13 protein-coding genes are annotated in these 18,435 nt (G+C 72.8%); 7 read left to right on the forward strand and 6 right to left on the reverse strand.

Annotated features, from left to right (window positions below; translation table 11 throughout):
- Nucleotides 1-113: 113 nt before the first annotated feature.
- Nucleotides 114-1,145, forward strand: a complete 1,032-nt coding sequence (locus ACFWBD_RS17430) for a hypothetical protein (protein ID WP_385667449.1) — start codon at nt 114-116, stop codon at nt 1,143-1,145.
- Here the strand turns inward: ACFWBD_RS17430 and ACFWBD_RS17435 are convergent.
- Nucleotides 1,115-1,987: an SURF1 family protein gene (locus ACFWBD_RS17435; protein ID WP_385667450.1), complete on the reverse strand. Its 873-nt coding sequence runs from the start codon at nt 1,985-1,987 to the stop codon at nt 1,115-1,117. The two genes, ACFWBD_RS17430 and ACFWBD_RS17435, sit on opposite strands and share 31 nt — an antisense overlap.
- Before the next feature lie 177 nt (nt 1,988-2,164).
- Between ACFWBD_RS17435 and ACFWBD_RS17440 the strand changes: the two genes are divergently transcribed.
- The gene (locus ACFWBD_RS17440; protein WP_385667451.1) at nt 2,165-3,979 is read left to right on the forward strand and encodes a prolyl oligopeptidase family serine peptidase; all 1,815 of its coding nucleotides are present in this window, start codon (nt 2,165-2,167) and stop codon (nt 3,977-3,979) included.
- An 83-nt stretch (nt 3,980-4,062) separates the two neighbouring features.
- Here ACFWBD_RS17440 and ACFWBD_RS17445 read toward each other — a convergent pair whose 3' ends face one another.
- Nucleotides 4,063-5,241 (reverse strand): methyltransferase domain-containing protein, encoded by a 1,179-nt coding sequence (locus ACFWBD_RS17445; RefSeq protein ID WP_385667452.1) that lies wholly within the window; start codon nt 5,239-5,241, stop codon nt 4,063-4,065.
- A gap of 587 nt (nt 5,242-5,828) precedes the next feature.
- Nucleotides 5,829-7,079, reverse strand: a complete 1,251-nt coding sequence (locus tag ACFWBD_RS17450; RefSeq protein ID WP_385667533.1) for a helix-turn-helix transcriptional regulator — start codon at nt 7,077-7,079, stop codon at nt 5,829-5,831.
- 157 nt (nt 7,080-7,236) lie between these two features.
- On the opposite strand from ACFWBD_RS17450, the gene ACFWBD_RS17455 reads away from it, so the two are divergent.
- Nucleotides 7,237-7,725: a hypothetical protein gene (locus tag ACFWBD_RS17455; protein ID WP_385667453.1), complete on the forward strand. Its 489-nt coding sequence runs from the start codon at nt 7,237-7,239 to the stop codon at nt 7,723-7,725.
- 129 nt (nt 7,726-7,854) lie between these two features.
- Here the strand turns inward: ACFWBD_RS17455 and ACFWBD_RS17460 are convergent, their stop codons facing one another.
- Nucleotides 7,855-9,744, reverse strand: a complete 1,890-nt coding sequence (locus tag ACFWBD_RS17460) for an NAD-binding protein (RefSeq protein ID WP_385667534.1) — start codon at nt 9,742-9,744, stop codon at nt 7,855-7,857.
- 198 nt (nt 9,745-9,942) lie between these two features.
- Here ACFWBD_RS17460 and ACFWBD_RS17465 point away from each other — a divergent pair, with 198 nt between their 5' ends.
- The 4 genes from ACFWBD_RS17465 to ACFWBD_RS17480 all read left to right on the forward strand — a co-directional run bounded on the left by ACFWBD_RS17465 (nt 9,943) and on the right by ACFWBD_RS17480 (nt 13,015).
- On the forward strand, nt 9,943-10,974 hold the full coding sequence (locus tag ACFWBD_RS17465) for a permease (protein WP_385667454.1): 1,032 nt from the start codon (nt 9,943-9,945) through the stop codon (nt 10,972-10,974).
- Nucleotides 10,971-11,744: a TIGR03943 family putative permease subunit gene (locus tag ACFWBD_RS17470; protein WP_385667455.1), complete on the forward strand. Its 774-nt coding sequence runs from the start codon at nt 10,971-10,973 to the stop codon at nt 11,742-11,744. Before ACFWBD_RS17465 ends, ACFWBD_RS17470 begins: the two co-directional genes overlap by 4 nt.
- Nucleotides 11,745-11,829: 85 nt before the next feature.
- On the forward strand, nt 11,830-12,225 hold the full coding sequence (locus ACFWBD_RS17475; RefSeq protein WP_385667456.1) for a luciferase family protein: 396 nt from the start codon (nt 11,830-11,832) through the stop codon (nt 12,223-12,225).
- Nucleotides 12,226-12,511: 286 nt separating this feature from the next.
- A complete protein-coding gene (locus tag ACFWBD_RS17480) occupies nt 12,512-13,015 on the forward strand; it encodes a hypothetical protein (protein WP_385667457.1) in 504 nt (167 codons plus the stop codon).
- Between the two features lie 56 nt (nt 13,016-13,071).
- Here ACFWBD_RS17480 and ACFWBD_RS17485 read toward each other — a convergent pair whose 3' ends face one another.
- A complete protein-coding gene (locus ACFWBD_RS17485; protein WP_385667458.1) occupies nt 13,072-13,842 on the reverse strand; it encodes a glycosyltransferase family 2 protein in 771 nt (256 codons plus the stop codon).
- 339 nt (nt 13,843-14,181) lie between these two features.
- On the reverse strand, nt 14,182-18,417 hold the full coding sequence (locus ACFWBD_RS17490) for a hypothetical protein (protein WP_385667459.1): 4,236 nt from the start codon (nt 18,415-18,417) through the stop codon (nt 14,182-14,184).
- Between the last annotated feature and the right edge of the window lie 18 nt (nt 18,418-18,435).

Consider the following 18,435-nt stretch of genomic DNA (forward strand, 5'->3'; position numbering starts at 1 on the left):
GCTCACGCGGGAGCCACGACGGTCACGAGCGCCACGAGCCGTTCGCGCCGCACGAGCCGACGTCCGCGTCGCACACACAAGAGCCGAAGCAATCGCACGCTGGGAACTCAACCGTGAACCACCACCTCGACGACCAGAGCCCCGACGGGCTCGGCTCGGACGAGCTGGCACTGCGCCGGATGCTGCACGACGCCGTCCAGGAGATGGAGCCGCGCGACGGCTCGCTGGACCACCTGCGGCGGGCCGTCCCCGTCCGGCGGGCCCGCAAGCGGCAGGCTGCCGTCGGCATGGCGGCCGCGGCCCTCTTCCTCGGCACCGCCGTCCCGGCCGTCCTGCACGTCTCGAACGCCGGCGGCTCCGACGCCAACCCTTCCATCGCCGGCCAGGCCTCACAGGCGCAGGGGGGAGCGGACCAGGGCAAGAACCCCGACGGCGGCTCCTCGGGCAAGGTCGGCGACTCTTCCGGCAAGGCCGGTGAGCAGGGCAAGGGCGGCGCCACCGACTCCGGCCAGGGCAAGGAGTCCGAGGGCGGCACCGCCTCCAGCGGCACCGGCCCCGCCTCCGAGTCCGCGGCGAGCGCGCCCGCCTGCGCCGCGGACCAGCTCGAGGCCGGCACCCCCAGCGTCGCCGTCCCCGACTCGGCCGGCACCGTCTACGGCGCCTTCCTCGTCCAGAACGCGTCCAGCGCCACCTGCACCGTCAGCGGCGCCGTCTCAGTGACCTTCGGCGCCCAGGGCGCCGCCGACGCCGCGAAGATCACCGTCGTGGAACACGCTTCGGGGGACGTGGCGGCCGGCCTGCCCGACCCCTCCCTCTACGTCACCCAGCACGCCCTCGCCCCCGGCTCGGCCTACGCGGTGAAGTTCGCCTGGGTGCCCTCCGAGACCTGCCCCACCACGAGCGGCAGCGGCGGCGGCGACAGCGGTGGCTCGGCGTCCCCCTCACCGACCCCGACCGAGCAGTCGGGCACGACCGGCGAGACCACCTCCGGCACCTCGGCCCAGCTGTACACCGAGGACGGCACGGTCGACGGCAGCGTGAACGTGTCCTACACGGCCGAGAGCGGCTCCCCGACGAGCGTGGCCACGCTGTCCGGCGCGTGCGCGGGGACGATCTACCGGACGGGCGTGCTGGCGTCTTCCTGAACCCGCTGCTCGGGGCGGCCGGCTGATTCGGCGTCGGACTCCGCGGACTCCCCGGACTCCCCGGGCTCGGCGGGTTCGGGCTCCTCGGGGAGGATGCCGAGCTCGGCGTCCCGGGCGAACTCCACCTCGCGGCGCAGCAGCCGGAACCACATGAACACCACGAACCCGGCGAAGACGAACCACTCGCCGGTGTAGCCCAGGTTCTGGAACGCCTTCAGATCGAGCCCCGTGCCGGCCGCCGCGGTCGCGGGCACCGCCGTCATCCCCGCGTCGGCGGTGTCGAGCGTGACCCAGGCGTCGTAGAGGTCGTACGGCACCAGGTTGACCAGTGACGCGGCGCTGATCGCCGAGGTCTGCCCGGCCGGCAGGCCGCCCCGCGCGCTCACCCCGTTGTCGCCCGGCGTCTCGGAGGCCTGGAGCGTGCCGGTGACGCCGACCCGGCCGGCCGGCGGCTTCGGGGCCTTCGCGGAGTCGGCGCTGCCGGGCAGCCAGCCACGCACCACGGGCAGCGCCTTGCCGCCGTCCGTGCGCAGCAGGGTCAGCACGTAGTACCCGTTCCTGCCGTCCAGCTGCCGGTCGGGCACCAGCAACTGCTCGCCGTAGTGCCCGGTGGCGGTGGTGCGCCGGCCGGAGGTCGACTTGTCCACGGGCAGCAGCTCGGCCAGCGGCCGCGCGCCCTCGGTACGGGCGGACTCGGCCAGCTCCTTCGCGCTGCGGTGGTCGTCCACCCGCGCCTCGAACCGGCTCAGCTGCCAGGACCCCATGAACACGCAGAAGGGGATGGCCAGCAGCACGAAGACGTTGATCCCCCACCAGCGGGGCGTCAGCAGGAACCGGTACACGCCCTCCACGGTACGGGGCGGCCGCAGGGCGCCACCCCGCGGGGTGAGGCCCGGGAGCGCTCGGGAGGGCCCGCGTGAGGCTCATCGGTGGGAAGGAGGTGCGAAGTCGGTGGGAAGTTATCCACAGCCTGGGGACCTTGGCGTCCCATTGCCGTCGCGGGCGGGCAGTATGGGGTCATGACTGAGAGCAACGGGTCCGCCGCACCCGAGCAGTACGAGGAGATGCCGGACTGGGAGAAGCGCTTCCGGGCGCCCCGGGTGTCGCTGCCCGACTGGGCGGAGGACGCGCCGGACCGTTCCCTGTTCGTTTCCAATGCGACGGGGACGTACGAGCTGTACGCCTGGGACCGGTCCACGGGCCACCAGCGTCAGGTGACCGACCGGGCCAACGGTACGACGGACGGCGTGCTCTCCCCGGACGGCGCGTGGATCTGGTGGTTCGACGACAAGGACGGCGACGAGTTCGGCGTCTGGCGCCGCCAGCCCTTCGCCGGCGGAGCCGACGAGCACGCCACCCCGGGCCTGGACGCCTCCTACCCGGCCGGCCTGGCCCTCGGCCGGGACGGCCGAACCGCGGTGGTCGGCCGCTCCACGGACGAGGAGGGCACGACGATCCATGTGGCGCGGATCGGTGAGCCCCCCTTCGAGCTGTACCGCCACCGGGAGTCGGCGGGCGTGGGCGACCTCTCCCACGACGGCACCCTCATCGCCGTCGAGCACACCGAGCACGGCGACGCGATGCACTCCGCGCTGCGGGTACTGCGTCCCGACGGCTCGAAGGTCGCCGAGCTGGACGACACCAAGGGCGGCGTCGAGGAACTGGGCCTGGAGGTGCTGGGCTTCGCCCCGGTCGACGGCGACACCCGGCTGCTGATCGGCCACCAGCGCCGCGGCCGCTGGGAGCCCCTGGTCTGGGACGTGGCGACGGGCTCGGAGACGGACCTGGACCTGGACCTGCCGGGCGACGTCAGCGCCGAGTGGTACCCGGACGGCTCGGGCCTGCTCATCGCGCACAGCTTCGAGGCCCGCAGCGAACTGTTCCGTTACGACCTCGCGAGCGCCGCGCTGGAACGGATCACCACCCCGCCGGGCACGGTCTCCGGGGCCACGGCCCGTCCGGACGGCAGCGTGGAGTACCTGTGGTCGTCCGCGGCCCGGCCGCCCGCGGTCCGTTCGACGAGCGGCGAAGTGGTCCTGGACCCCCCCGGCATGAAGTCCCCGGGCTCGGTCCCGGTGGAGGACGTGTGGGTGGAGGGCCCCGGTGGCCGCATCCACGCGCTGGTCCAGCGGCCCGCCGACGCCATCGGCCCGCTGCCCACCGTCTTCGACATCCACGGGGGCCCGACCTGGCACGACAGCGACGCCTTCGCGGCGGCCCCGGCGGCCTGGGTGGACCACGGCTACGCGGTCGTCCGCGTCAACTACCGGGGCTCCACCGGCTACGGCCGCGCCTGGACGGACGCCCTGAAGCACCGGGTGGGCCTGATCGAGCTGGAGGACATCGAGGCGGTCCGGGAATGGGCGGTGAGCTCCGGCCTCGCCGACCCCGCCCGGCTGATCCTCACCGGCGGCTCCTGGGGCGGCTACCTCACCCTCCTCGGCCTCGGCGCCCAGCCCGACGCGTGGACCGTGGGCATCGCGGCCGTCCCCGTCGCCGACTACGTCACGGCCTACCACGACGAGATGGAGGCCCTGAAGGCGATGGACCGCACGCTGCTCGGCGGCACCCCGGAGGAGGTCCCGGAGCGCTTCGAGGCATCGTCCCCGCTGACGTACGTCGACAAGGTGCGGGCGCCCGTCTACATCTCGGCCGGTGTGAACGACCCCCGTTGCCCCATCCGCCAGATCGACAACTACGTCAAGCGCCTGGAGGCGAGGGGAGCGGTGCACGAGGTGTACCGCTACGACGCGGGCCACGGCTCACTGGTGGTGGACGAGCGCATCAAGCAGGTACGACTGGAACTGGAGTTCGCGGAGCGGCACTTGGGGTAGGCGGGGGATCCTTCGAGCGGGCGACGTCCGCTCTCGGCGATCGGTCGGAAACGGACCGTCGGGGGCGGCCGTCCATGCCCACCTCAGACAGGCCAGGAGCGGGCCGGATCGTCCAGCCAGGCCCGTTGTCCCTCGGCGGTGACTGTCAGGCCGAAACGCGTGTGCCCGGGCTTGTCGCGGCCGACCCACCACCGGTAGGCCGCCTCCACCTCGTCCCACAATCGGCGGGGCCCCGACTGCCAGACGCGGGCCTCTTTCTCCCCGTCGCGGAACATCACGCACGCCCAGGAGCGGTCATCGAGCCCGTAGAACCACACCGGGCGGGCTCCGTCGCGCTTGTCGGCCGCAGCCTGGGCGCAGTCCCGTACGCGGAGCCCCAGAGCGAAGGGAAGAGCCGTGTACCTCCCGGTGACGAACTCCGCCTCCGTGATCTCCGTGGCGGATGTGTGGGCCCCCTCCATGCCCTCCGCCGGGATGTACTCGCCATGCTTCGGCAACGACAGTCGCTGAGCACGTAGTTTCATGAACTCCACGGGACGTGTGAAGCGCCCGGACGCCTCCCCGGCACCGACGGCGAGCCGGGTGACGGCATCCGCGTTGCTGTAGTGCGTGCCCCACGGGGCGACGATCAGGCCGCCCCGCCGGGTCTGCTCGATCCATGCACCGGGGATCTCCCGGACTCCGACGGTGGCCAGAACGCGGTCGTAAGGTGCTGCGGCCGCATGGCGCTCGAACCCGTCGCCCACAACCACCTCCGGGTACAGCCCGGCCGCCCGGAGTCGCTCGCGGGCCTGTCGCGACACCGACGGATCCACCTCGATCGTGGTCACGTTCCGGCGACCGAGCCGGTGTGTCAGGGCTCCTGCCGTCTCGCCGGTGCCTGTGCCGGCGTCAAGCACGCGCATTGCCTGGTCCACTTCAAGGGTCTGAAGCATCGCGTACACGACGGAGGGCATGGAGGAGGAACTGGTGGACACCCTTCCGGGCTTGCTGCCGGAGTGCTTACCGTCATCCCACTGGGTCACAATGGGGGCGTTGCTGTCCGCCGCGGCGTACCAGGCGTCCGGGTCGCCCGCCCGGTCCACGCCGACGCTCCTGCCCGTGTCCATGTCGAACGGCCACATCAGGTCGGGCAGAAATGCGGCTCGATCCACGGCCGCGAAGGTCGGAGCCCAGTCCGACGACAGCGCACGCGTTTCCACGAGGACGCGCCCCAGCTCCTTGCGGCTGGGGCGGTCCACCTGTGCGGAGTCGAGCGTCACCTGCGGTGTGTCCCGTCACCGGGTGGGGTGTCGCCGTCAGGGGACGGCGGCTCCTGCGGCGGCGTCCAGGGCTGGCCGGGGTGTCCGTCGCCCCCGTCCCCTCCACCTCCGCTGTGTCCTGCTCCGCTGTGTCCTGTGTCCACAGCGGTGATGATCCGGGCCTTGCGCATGTCATGTCCTCCTTGGTCGTGGCTGTCGATGCGGTGATGCAGCACCCCGCGCCCGGCGGCTTGGACCCTTCCAGGTTCCGCCCACCAGGGCGGGGCGTTCGGGGTGCGGCCCTGTCCCGGAGCGGCCGCCATGGGGGTGCGTCGAGTGAGTCGGTGCGGCGTCCGCGCCGGCGCCGGGGCGAGGACTGGGGCGGTGACCGCCGCTACGTTCACGAACAGGCCGGTGATCGCCCTCACCGGATCGTCATCCCGGTACTCGGAGGCCAACTCAAGGGCGGGGCAGTACGGTTTGTCATGTCGGCGCTCCTACGTAGCGTGGGCCACGCCCCGGGAGGTCTCACCACCTCGCCGGGGTCTGACGCTTTGGACCGTAGGACCGTCCGCAGGTGATCGCCGACCGTAATTCGGTCGCTACCCTCAGCGAGCGAGAAGGCCGACCTTGACCGCCAGCTCCGAGGCGCGCCGACGACGAGGCGCCTGCGTCGACTCGATCTCCTCCAGGAGGATCGCCTTGGCGTAGCCGTTGTAACGAACCGTCTCCGGCGCGGCTTCGAATGCCTTCTCCAGCGAGGCGACCGCCACGTCCGGCTGGTTGTCGAGCTGATAGCCGCGAGCTTCCTCGATCCGATGCCGGGCCCGCCGAGGCCGCGACTTGATGACGCATTCGTCTGCCCGGGCGGCCTGCCGTACGGATTCGCCGCCCTGGTGCAGCTCGACGGCAACGGTCACCGCATGCGCGCCCATCACGGCCCGGGAGAAGGAAGTGACCGGATGGTAGTAGTCGGCGGGCAGCCGTCCGGCCATGCCGTTCGCCTTGTCCCAGTGCCGCCACGCGGCGCCCGTCTCCCGTCGGCGGGCGGCGGTGTAACCCAGCTCGAACTCCAGGGCGCCGGCGATCGCCAGAACGTCGTCCGAGCCGTCGGGAAGCAGCGGCTTCAGGAACCGGACCGCTTCAAGGTTGACGGCGTCGGCTGCGTCGTAGTGTCGTGGTCCGCTGTCGCGGTGTGCTTGGGCCAGGAGCCAGGAGGCGACACCGATCGCGTGCGGGTCTTCGCTCTCCTGAGCAGCGGTCATGCCGCGTTCGGCAACCCGCCACAGCAGCGAGCTGTCAGGCTGATAGGCGATGAAGAACTGACTGAGGCTGTAGGTCTCCGCGAGCAGAACCTGCGCCGCACGCCGATCCGCAGCCGAGTCGGCGCTCCTGACCAGGACCTGAGCGTCGCGGATCAGGTCGGGCAGCAGCGCGCCGATCGCTTCGCGATGATTCTTGGATGCGTGCCGCGACTTCCACGCGGCACGCAGCCGGGCGTCAATGTGCGCCAGAGGTGGTGGCTCGACTCCCGTGGTGAGGGCGAAGTTGTCGATGGCGGCCCTGACGCCGGCCAGCCGCGGGTGTCCTGGGCCGACGAACAGGTCGACGTGCGCTTCGGGGAGGCCAGTCAGGTCCGCCAGGTCGCGGACCCTCAGGACTTGGGCGATGCGCAGTACTGTTTCAAGGCCGGGAGGCTTCTGCTGCCCGTTCTCGATCTTTCGGTACGTGTGAGGCGACATGCCGAGAAGGTCGGCGATCTGAGACTGGGTCATCCCCCGGCGCTCGCGGAGGATCTGCACACGCTGGCCGAACTTCAGCGGATCGGCGTACGGGCCCGGGGTAGCGTCTCGAGACATCACGGCCTTGCCCCTCCTAGGCTTCGTCACTGCCAGCGTAGGGGCAAGGCCGGTCCTATGTGAGCCTGCGTCCGAACGTCATGTCCATGTGCTGCTGCAACACGGTCGCCGAAGCGCGGGCGAGGATCCGCGAGTTGCTGTCGAACTGAGGAGTGCCGTGACCACCATCGCCGTGACCGGACACATGGACCTGACCGAGGCCAGCGTTCCCCTGGTGCAAAACGCCTTGCGCGAGACGCTCCAGCCGTACGCGGGCGACGGCCTGACGGGCGTCTCATGCCTCGCCCAGGGATCCGACTCCCTGTTCGCGGAGATCGTCTTGGGACTCGGTGGCCGTCTGATCGCGGTGATTCCTTCGCGGGACTACCGGCAGAACAAGGTGAAGCCGGACCACGCCTCCACCTTTGACCGGTTCACCGCAGCCGCGGACGAGGTACTCGTCCTGGAGCACGAGACCGCGAACCGCAAAGCGTACGAGGACGCCAACCGCACACTGCTGCGTCGCGCCCAACGGCTCGTCGCGGTCTGGAACGGCGAACCCCCGAGCGGCAAGGGGGGCGGCACGGCGGACACCGTCCTGGAGGCGCTGGACGCGGGCCTCCCTGTCGACGTGGTCTGGCCCGAAGGAGCCGCGCGGCGAGCCTGACTCGCCTGGTTTCGCGTCACCGCGCGAGCCCGGCACCGCGACTGCAGCCGAGGTGCCGACCGCCACGCACGGTGAAGGCCCGCCGGCGGGGCCATGAATCGCCGCCCACCCCTACGCCCCCGCCCACCCCTACGCCCCCGACCCGCCTCGCCGTCTGCGTCGCAGCAGCTCCGCCAGACCCCGCCGGGTGGCCGCCAGCACCACCCGGTCCGAGCCCCGCAGGACATGCCCGTCCGAGAGGTCCCACAGCAGTCCGGATCCGCCCTGGCCCTCACGGCCGGTGTCCAGCGCCAGCACCCGCCAGTACCCCGCCCGAAACGCCTCCCCGACCGTCTTGCCCTCCAACTGCGCGTGCCCCCCGACCTGCAGCGTGGCGAACAGCAACACCCGCCGCTCCACCGGGATCGCCCCCAGGATCTGCCGCCCCATCATCGCCCCGGCGAACGACGGCGCCGACAGGTGCGACACGCTCCGGCTCCGGGTCAGGGCCTGGGGGTGGGCGGCTCGCAGGGTGCGGTACACGGCGGTGGCGAAGTCGTCGTCGTACAGGCGGAGTACCACCCGTAGGTCGGGGCGCAGCGAGCGTGCGTAGAGGGCCGCTTCGAGGTTGGTGGTGTCGGAGCTGGTCACCGCCAGCAGTGCGTGCGCGCGGCGGATCTTCGCGGCTTCCAGAACGCCCTCCTGGGTGACGTCGCCCAGGACGACCGGTACCCGGAGCCGTCGGGCCACAGCCAGGCCGCGCGCCTCGGGTCCCGCCTCGACGCAGACCACGGGGATGTTCAGCTCGCGCAGGCGGATCAGTACCCGGGTGCCGATCTTGCCCAGTCCGAGTAGTACGACGTGCCCGCCGAGCCCCCGGGGAGGCCGGCGCAACGCCCCCGCCCCGCGGAACGTCCCGAGCGCCTCCAGTACCGCCGCCAGCAGCACCGGTAGCAACAGCAACCCCACCAGTCCGGAGAGGAGTTGGAGGATCTGGCGGTCGGTGCTCGAGCCGATGGCCGGGTCGTTGACGGAGAACAGGTCGAGCAGCGTCAGGTACAGGGCCCCCAGCGGATGGATGCCGGTCGCCAGCCACAACGCCACCGCCAGCGCGAACACGCATCCCACCAGCCCGGCCAGCGAGATCCGCAGCCGCCGCGAGAAGAGTGAGGCGAACGACGGCACCATCCCCATCCCTCGCCCGGACGGCAGCGCGGGCCCGGCGGAGTACGACACCTGCTCCAGCACCACCGACCCGCGCCGCCCGGCCGCGTCCCGCACCGCCGCCGCGTCGGGCAGCAGCAGCGGCCCCTGCTCACCGCTGGCCTCGGAACCGTCCGCGAAGGCGGGGTCGTTGGCGTTCGCGGAGAGCAGTGCGAGCGTGGGCAGACCCGGCAGGTCGGGCCCCCCGGGCTCGGCCGGCAGCCGTTCCACGGCCCGCAGCAGCAGTCCGTCCGTCTGGACGACCTTGCTGGTGCCGACGACGGCGGTTGCGGCCAGTGCGGGTGCGGCGGTGTCCGCGTCGGACAGGACGGTGGTCGAGGCGTCGCTCGCCGCGCCGTCTCCCGGCGCGCCTCCGGCGGCCAACGCGGCAGCCTGGTCGAGGAGTTCCTCGATGTGCTGGCCCAACCGCCGGTTGTAGAGCCGCAGGACGAGCCGCAGCCGGGGGTTGAGCCGACGGGCGGTGAGGGCGGCACGGATGTTGGTCTCGTCGTCGTCGTACACGAGCGCCAGCGCGGCGGCCCGTTCCACACCCGCCTCGGCGAGCACGGCCTCGGTGGCCTCCACGGCCTCCAGGGTCCGCTGCCCGCTCGCGGGTTCGCTCGGGGCGGTCGGCGTGCCGTTGCCCGCCGCCCGGTTGACGGCCGCGCTCACCACCCGGTCGAGCAGCGCCGCCGACACGGCGCGGGCCCGCCCCACGACCGGTGGCCGTGCCACCCGGTCGGCGGGCGGCACGACGAGCGTGACCTGCTCCTCGTACACCCCCCGCAGCTCGGCCGCGAGCCGGTGCGCCAGACCGTCGTCACCGCACACCACCATGTGCGCGCCGGCGGTGCCCGGCGGCTGACCCTGATTCGGAACGCTCCCCACGAGGGAGAAGACTGCCTCACCGGGGCGGGAGGTTCCACGGATGAGGTGAACACGGGTGAACACCCCGTACGGAACTCCCGTATGAAAGGGGAGGGAATGCGAGAAACAGGCATCAGGCAGAACACGGAAGCCGGAGGTGCGCGACCCGTGGCCATCACCAGAGCGGCGCCGCCCGAGGAGGGCGCCCGCCGGGACCGACCGCAGGCAGCGCCCGAGAGGCCCGACGAACCCGGGCGTCTCACCTCGCCCCTGGTCCTGACCATGGTGCTGCTCCTGATGGTGCTGCTCCAGAGCCCCATCCGCCGTGCGCTGTCCGCCCCGGTGATGCAGAGCTGGACGACGGTGTTCGTGGCGGTGGTGGTGCAGGCCCTGCCCTTCCTGGTGCTGGGGGTGCTGCTGTCCGCGGCGATCGCGGTCTACGTGCCGCCCTCCTTCTTCGCCCGCGCCCTGCCGTCCCGCCCCGGACTCGCCGTCCCGGTCGCCGGGGTCGCGGGCGCGCTGCTGCCGGGCTGCGAGTGCGCGTCGGTCCCGGTGGCCGGCGCCCTGGTCCGCCGGGGTGTGACCCCGGCCGCGGCCCTCGCCTTCCTGCTCTCCGCCCCGGCGATCAACCCGATCGTGCTGACGGCGACGGCCGTGGCCTTCCCCCGCAACCCCGAGATGGTGCTGGCCCGTTTCGTCGCCAGTCTGCTCGTGGCGTGCGTGATGGGCTGGCTGTGGCAACGGCTGGGCCGCACGGACTGGCTGCGCCTGCCGGCCCACGCGCCGCACGAGGGGGAGACGAAGGGGGCCGCGTTCTGGGACTCGGTCCGGCACGACGTGATGCACGCGGGCGGCTTCCTGGTCCTGGGCGCGATGGCGGCGGCGACCCTGAAGGCCGTCGCCCCGGAGAGCTGGCTGCGCACGGCCGCGGAGAACCCGGCGGTCGCCGTCCTGACGCTGGCCGTCCTCGCGGTGGTCCTCTCCATCTGCTCGGAGGCGGACGCGTTCGTCGCCGCGTCGCTGACCCAGTTCTCCCTCACGGCCCGGCTCGCCTTCCTGGTGGTCGGCCCGATGATCGACCTCAAGCTGTTCGCGATGCAGGCGGGCACCTTCGGCCGGGGCTTCGCGCTGCGTTTCGCCCCGGCGACCTTCGTGCTGGCCATCGCGTCGGCGGTCCTGACGGGATGGGTGCTGCTGTGAACCGACAGTCCCAGGCGGCCGTCCTCTTCCTCCTCGGCGCGGCCCTGCTGCACGCCGGCACCACCGACCTCTACCTCCGTTACGTCAAGGCGGGCCTGCGCCCGCTGCTGCTGGCGTCCGGCGCGATCCTGATCGTCACGGCGCTGGCGACGGCGTGGTACGAGCACCGCAGGACGAAGGCGAAACGCCGGCAGGAGCAGCACCGAGCAGCCGCGGACACCCACGCGGACACTCACGCCGACGCCCACCCCGAACACGCCCACCCCGAACCCCGGGTCTCCTGGCTCCTGATCCTCCCCCTCCTGGCACTGATCCTGGTCGCCCCGCCGGCCCTGGGCTCGTACAGCGCGACCCGCACGGGTACGGCCCTCCAGGAGCCCCTCGCCTACCCGTCCCTCTCCGCCACGGACCCGCTGCCCCTGAGCGTCGTGGACTACGCGGGCCGAGCCGTATACGACCACGGCCACACCCTCACCGGCCGCGAGGTCCGCCTGACCGGCTTCGTCGCCCTGGACCACGACGGCACGCCCTACCTGGTCCGCATGGCCCTCAACTGCTGCGCCGCCGACGCCCAGCCGGTCAAGGTCGGTCTGACGGGCGACATCCCCCCGGTCCTCCAGCCCGACACCTGGCTGACCGTCACCGGCACCTACACCCCCCGCACCACCCACGACCCGGTCAACAACGGCCCGATCCCCTTCATCAGCGTCACCACCGCCCGACCGACCCCGACCCCCCGGGACCCCTACGACGAGTCGTGGAACAACTGAGGGAGTGGATCTCTCCGCGATACAGCCCGGTTAAGGCTCCCTCAACCTCTGGTGGCCGGGCGGTGAGCGCTTCATGATGGGGGCCATGACGGCGGCCTCGCGTGCCTTGACACGACTGGCGACCTGGCCCGACCTCGCGGAGGTCAGGCCCAGCTGCGGCACCGGTCGGGCGTTGCGCTCGGGCGGTGTCGAGATCGCGCACTTCCACTCCGACCGGAGTGTCGACCTGCATCTCACCGGCAAGGCGATCCGCCGGTTCGAGAGGGACCTGAGGCACTCCACCGCGATCCGGCTGCTGCCCGGCTCGCCCTGGGTCACCGTCCATCTGGAGTGCGAGACGGACATCGACCTGCTCATGACGCTGGTCAGCGCCGCTCTCCAGGCCCACCAGAGGCACCCGGCCGCGGACCTCGCCGTCCTCCCGCGCTGCAACGAGGACCGGGAAGTGGCGCTCACCCGCGAGAGCGCCGGCGGCATCTAGACCTCCGGGCCCTTCCGGGAGCGGGCTCGTGCAATCGCCGGGCAACCCGTCCCGGGCCGCCGGGCAACCCACCCCGGGCCGCCCGGCAACCCGTCTCGGGCCGCCGGGCAATCCACCCCCGGCCGCCGGGCAACTCACCCCGGGCCGCCCGGCAATCCACCCCGGGCCGCCGGGCAATCCACCCTCGGCCGTCTGGTTAGCTGACGGTCCGTCAGTTATGGTCGCCCTGGCGAGCCGAACCCGGGCCGATGCCGATACCGATGCCGATACGGAAGGGGCGAGCGCCATGGAGACCGAACCGGACCGTCCGACCCGTGCTCCCCGGAGCCCGCAGCCGCCGGGCGCACCCCGCTGGGTGGCGATGTTCTACGACCCGGCGTCGGTGTCCTGGCGACCGGGCGCCGAATCCCCCGACCGCACGCCCGTGCTGTACGCGATCGGCGAGATGACGCAGGTCAAACGTGCCCGGGGCGATGACTTCGCCGTCGCCCTGTGGGGGCCGAAGGACGGTGAGTGGCAGCGCTTCGACCCGTCCCGGGCCGCGTCCGCGCCGGAGGCCGTGCCCCCGTCGTCGGGCGACGGCGCCGCGCGGCCCGGTCATGCCAAGCTCGCGGAACGCATGGAGGACCGTCGGCACCAGGTCCTCATGGCGGGCCTGAGCAAGGCCGGCCTCTACGATCTCGCGCCGGACGACGTGACGGCCGTCCGGACCCTGGTCGACCAGGTGGACGAGGCCACGTTGCGCAGGGTCGCCCACTGGGTGGCCCTGGCCGGCGGGCCGGTCGAGTGATCCGGCCGGAGGGCGGACGCGTCGCATGACGGCCGAGCGCTGCCGGCGACGGGCCGTCAGTCTCCAGGGGTTCCCCGGGGCGGGTAGCTCCAGCGGAAGGACTCCAGCGCCCGGGTCCGCGCCTCCACCACCGCCATGCGCGCCTCCCGTTCGGCGGGGTCGACGTGCGCGGACTGGCCCGTCACCTGGCCGTCCCACTTCCGGTAGAGCAGCCCGGTCCGCGCCGAGAACCAGCCGCGGCTCACCGAGTTGAGCGCCAGCAGGACGCCGGTGTCCTCGGACGCCGGCAGGGCCATCCAGCCGCCGAGCGCGGTCAGCAGGTCCCGCCGTACGAAGAGACTCGCGGGATGCACGGGCGCGCGGAAGCCGTTCGCCTTCCAGTGGTCGAGTACGGCCCCCCGCTCGATCGGCCCCTCGGCGGGATCGCCGGGGAAGCCGACCGTGGAGCCGTCCGGCAGGAGGTCGAGGGCGCTGGAGGTCGCCCAGCCGAGGCCCGGATCGCGTTCGAGGGCGGCCAGATCGCGGGCGAGGGTGCCGGGCGCGAGCCGGTCGTCGGCGTCCAGGACCTTCACGTACTCGCCCTCGGCATGCGCGAGCGCGATCGTGCGGGCGACTCCGGGTCCGCCCGGCCGCCCCTGACGGAAGGTCACCCGGGCGTCGGCGGGCACGCGGTGCGCGACCTCGTCCGTCGCGCCGTCCTCCTGGATCACCCAGTGCCAGTCCCAGCCGGCGGGCAACTCCTGTGCGCACAGCGACTCGTAGGCCTCGGGCAGATACCGGGCCGAAGGGGCGTGCACGGCGGTGACTATGACGATGCGCCGGCTCATGAGGGCACTTCCAGGCAAAGTGCCGGGAGTTCCGGGCGCTGTGGGCGCTCGCGCCCCCCGCCGTCGCGGACCGCGCTCACTTTGCTGGGTATCGGCACGTCGCCAGCCTACGACTCCCGGTCACCGGAACCCGCCGAGGGTTCACCGAGGACTCGCGGGGAGGGGCCGGGCGGGAAAGCGGCCGGAGGGCCGGAGAAGGGCCGGGCAGGAAAAGGCCCGGTCGCTGGCGACGGGGGATGCACCAGCGACCGGGCTATGGCCAAGGCTAACAAGGCTGCCGGGTCGACGGGAGCCGACTTCTCAGCTGGCCTGTCGTTGTGATCGGGATCACTCTCCCGGTCAGTCCTCGCACGGGGGCTCGTAGGAGAGCCGGGGGAGGTACTCGTGCCACTTGCCGGCCGTCAGCACGCCTCGCGTGGTCGCGCAGATCCGGGTGATCGCCGCGTCGACGTCCAGGTTCCACAGCCGTACGGTGTCGGCGCCGCTGGAGACGCCGAGCATGTGGCTGCTGGGGCTGAAGGACAGGAAGTTGCCGGTCTTGGCGTTGGGGCTCATCGACTGCCCGATGGGGGAGGCCCCGGCCGGGTCGGTCACGTTCCACAGCCGGATCGTGTTGTCGTTGCCGCCGCTGGCGAGGGTGTCGCCGTCCTCGCTGAAGGTCAGCGACACCACCGCCTCGGTGTGGCCGGTGAGGGGCGAGCCCCGCCGGGACGCCTGCGCCGGGTCGGTCACGTCCCACAGCCGTACCGTGTCGTCGTCGCTGCCGCTGGCCAGCGTGTGACCGTCCGGACTGTAGACGAGCGCGTTGACGGGGCCGACGTGCCCGGTGAGCGGCTTGCCGATGGCCGTGGTGCGCCGGGGGTCGGTCACGTTCCACAGCCGTACGGTGTGGTCCGCGCTGCCGCTGGCGAGGGTGCGGCCGTCCGGGCTGAAGACGAGGGAGTTGACGAACCCCTTGTGCCCGGTGAGCGGGGAGCCGAGCGCGCGGGCGTGGGCGGGGTCGCCGACGTCCCACAGCTGGATGGTCCGGTCGTCGTAGGCGGTCGCCAGTGTGCGTCCGTCCGGGGCGAAGGCCAGGGCGTCGGGGCCCAGGAACCGGGTGCGCAGCTCGACGGGCGGCCCTGCGGAGACCGGCCGGGCCGGGTCGGTCACGTCCCACAGGTACACCGCGCGGTTGGCCGTCAGCACCGCGAGCGTACGGCCGTCGGGGGAGAACGCGAGCGTGCGCTCGCTGCCGTCGTCGGACATGAAGGGCGCGCCCAGTGTCACGGGCCGGTCGGGGTCCGCCACGTTCCACAGCCGGACCTTGCCGTCGCGGGCGGCCGTGGCCAGCACCCGCCCGTCCGGCCGGAAGGAGCCGCTGCGGCCGATCATGTCCGACGTCGGGATCGACCACAGCCGGACCTTGCTGTCGCCGTTGCCGGTGGCGAGGGTCCGGCCGTCGGGGCTGAAGCCGACGGCGTACATCTCCCCGCTGCCCCCCGCGAGCGGCTCGCCGACCTGCGAGGGGTACGCCGGGTCGCTGACGTTCCACAGACTGGCCGTGCTGTCCGCGCTGCCGGCGGCCAGCATGGTCCCGGCGGGGTTGAACGCCACCGACCACACGGGGCCGGTGTGCCCGGTGAGCGGTGGGCCGAGCTGGCTCGCCCGCTCGGGGTCGGTCACGTTCCACAGCCGGATCGTGTCGTCCGTGCTGCCGCTGGCGAGGGTGTCGCCGTCGGGGCTGAAGTCCAGGGAGTGCACGGTGTCGGTGTGTCCCGTCAGAACCCGGTCGATCCGCTGCGGCCGGCGCGGGTCGGCCGTGTCCCACAGGCGGATCGTGTCGTCGTCGCCGCCGGCCGCGAGGGTCCGGCCGTCGGGGCTGAACGCCACGGAACGCACGGCGGCGGTGTGGCCGGTCAGGGTGCCGAGCGCCGTCGGCCGGCCCGGTTCTGTCACATTCCACAGCCGTACGGTGTGGTCCTCGCCCGCGGAGGCCAGGGTCCGCCCGTCCGGGCTGAAGGCGAGCAGGTAGATCGTGCCGGTGTGGCCCGCCAGGGGCTTCCCGAGCGGGCGCGGGTGGGCGGGATCCCGGACGTCCCACAGCCGGACGGTGCCGTCGTCGCCCGCGCTGGCGAGGGTGTGGCCGTCCGGACTGAACACCGCGCTGCTCACCCAGCTCTTGTGGCCGGTGAGGGGCTTGCCCAGAGGCTTGGGACGGGACCGGTCGCCGACGTCCCAGAGCCGGACGGTCCGGTCGTAGCTGGCGGTGGCCAGGACCTTGCCGTCCGGACTGAACGAGGTGAGGTAGACGGCACCGGTGTGGCCGAGGAGCGGCGTGGCCAGTGGCGCGTTCACGATCGAGATCAGGCGGTTGTTGGTGCCCGCGTCGCCCGGCCGCAGGTCGTGGGCCACCAGGTCGAGCTGCGCGGACAGCGACGGATCCGTGTACTGGACGCGGTCGGCCTCCGCGACGACCTGCTCGAACACGGCGTCGTTGCGTTGCTGCCAGGCGACCACGGCCGCGCCGACGGCGAGGATCGCCAGCACCACCAGCGCCGACACCGCGCCCCGGCTGATCCACACGATGCGCCTGCGCAGCCTGACCGACGCGGCCAGGAACTCCACCGCGCTGCGGGTCAGGAAGGTGTCGCCGGCGGACTTCGCCCAGCTGTGGGCCTGTTCCAGCCGGGAACCCCGGTAGAGCAGCGCCGCGTCGCGGCTCGAGCTGTCCCAGGCCCGGCCGTCCTCCTCCAGCCGCTGACGCAGCAGATGGTCGCTGCGGTCCTCGTCGATCCAGTCGCGCAGCCGGGGCCAGGCGTGCAGCAGCGCCTCGTGGGTGATCTCGACGGTCTCCGCGTCGAGGGTCACGAGCCGGGCGCGCACCAGGGCCTCGAGCGACTCCTCCGTCTTGCCGGGGTCGGCCGACTCCTCCGCCAGCTGCCGGCGCGTGCCCCGGCGCCGGGTGGCCTGGGTGTCCTCGCCGAGCCGGACCAGCCGCATCAGGAGCAGCCGGGCCGCCGTACGCGCCGCCGGGTCGAGCCCGGACCAGGCCCGCTCGGCGGTCGCCGCCACCGCACCCTGGATACCGCCCGCCGCGCGGTAGCCGGCCAGCGTCAGCCGTCCCGCCTTCCGGCGCTGCCAGGTGGCGAGCAGGGCGTGCGAGAGCAGGGGAAGCGCGCCCGCGTGCGCTCCGCGCTGACCGTCGACGGTCACCTCGCGGATGATCAGCTCCGCCAGCCCCGGCTCGAGCTCCAGCCCTACGGCCCTGGCCGGCCCGGTCACCGCCTCGCGCAGCTCCGGAGTGGACAACGGCCCCAGCACCATGTGCCGGTGCTGGAGCGCGTCGGAGAGCTCGGGGTGGCTGAGGCACTCCTCGTAGAAGTCGGCACGGACACCGAGGACGACGAGGACGGGGGGCGGTAAGGAGGAGACGGCCGTGCCGCTGCCGGCGGGGGTGCAGGCGGCGTGCAGGAGCTGGATGAAGAGGCGCCGGTCCGCCTCGTCGGGGCAGAGGGTGAAGGCCTCCTCGAACTGGTCGACGATGATGACGGGACGGGCGGGACGGGCAGGGCGGGCAGGGCGGGCGTGCGGGTCGGCGGGGCCGGAGACGCCCAAGAGGCCGGACGGTTCGGAGGCGGGTGCCGCGTCTCGCTGCGCCCAGGCGGTGACGGCCTCCCGTACGGCCCTCGTGAAGCCGGGGGTGCCGGGCTTCTTGTCAGCGGCCGTAGTCGTGGCCGTAGCCGTCTCCGAGGCCGAGGCCGAGGCGGTGAAAGGGGCGAGCTCGGGGATACGGCTGGTCAGCTCGGCGAGCGGATCGGCGCCCGGCACCAGCTGAAGGACCTTCGCGGCGCTCACGGCCTCCGTCGCCTTCGAGGCCTGCGTCGCCTTCGAGGAGTGCGTCGCGTTCGAGGAGTGCGCGGAGTTGGTGGCCTTCGTCGCCCGGCCGCCGCTGTTCCGGTCGGCCGCCGCACCGTTCTGGAGGGCGGGCACGAGACCGGCGCTGAGCAGGGAGGACTTGCCCGCTCCGGAGGCGCCGACCAGCATGACCAGGCCGCCCGTCCGTTCCGCCGCGCGGAGCTGGGCGACGAGGGCGTCCGTGCTCCGCTCCCGGCCGAAGAACCACCGGGCGTCCTGCTCACGGTACGAGGCGAGCCCGCGGTAGGGGCACACCCCTCCGGGGACACCCTGAGCCTCGGCCGCCGACCGCTCGCCCTCCTCCTCGGTCACCGGGGCGACGGGGACATCGCCGGCGACCGGATCGGCCACCGCCCGCTCCCACAGCCGCTGCCACTGGACGAGGTCGTACAGCCCGCTGGACACCGGTGCGGGCCGGGCGCGCCGCGCCTCGGGTATCAGGACGTGCAGCACCGCGGCCAGGGCCGCGAACTGGGCGGGCACGTTCTTGGCCCGTCGCCAGTCGCTGATCCGCTGGGTGGACACCCTTACGGGTCGTCCCCGCTCGTCGACCCGGTGAAGTCGGCCGACCGTCTCGGACACGCGCTTGAGGGGAGGGTTGCCGGCTTCCTTGTACAGCAGCGCGAGTCGTTCCGCGAAGACTGTGCGTGCGCCCGAGTCGGAACTCAAGGCCTCCACCCCTAACTTCCCCCGCGC

This window comes from Streptomyces sp. NPDC060002, from assembly GCF_042737245.1.
Classification (GTDB): Bacteria; Actinomycetota; Actinomycetes; order Streptomycetales; family Streptomycetaceae; genus Streptomyces.

Excerpts from the sequence above, each read along its gene's own strand:
- ACFWBD_RS17440 (WP_385667451.1), top strand. The coding sequence starts at position 2,165 with ATGACTGAGAGCAACGGGTCCGCCGCACCCGAGCAGTACGAGGAGATG.
- ACFWBD_RS17450 (WP_385667533.1), bottom strand. The coding sequence starts at position 7,079 with ATGTCTCGAGACGCTACCCCGGGCCCGTACGCCGATCCGCTGAAGTTC.
- ACFWBD_RS17460 (WP_385667534.1), bottom strand. The coding sequence starts at position 9,744 with ATGGTGGTGTGCGGTGACGACGGTCTGGCGCACCGGCTCGCGGCCGAG.
- ACFWBD_RS17475 (WP_385667456.1), top strand. The coding sequence starts at position 11,830 with ATGACGGCGGCCTCGCGTGCCTTGACACGACTGGCGACCTGGCCCGAC.
- ACFWBD_RS17480 (WP_385667457.1), top strand. The coding sequence starts at position 12,512 with ATGGAGACCGAACCGGACCGTCCGACCCGTGCTCCCCGGAGCCCGCAG.
- ACFWBD_RS17485 (WP_385667458.1), bottom strand. The coding sequence starts at position 13,842 with ATGAGCCGGCGCATCGTCATAGTCACCGCCGTGCACGCCCCTTCGGCC.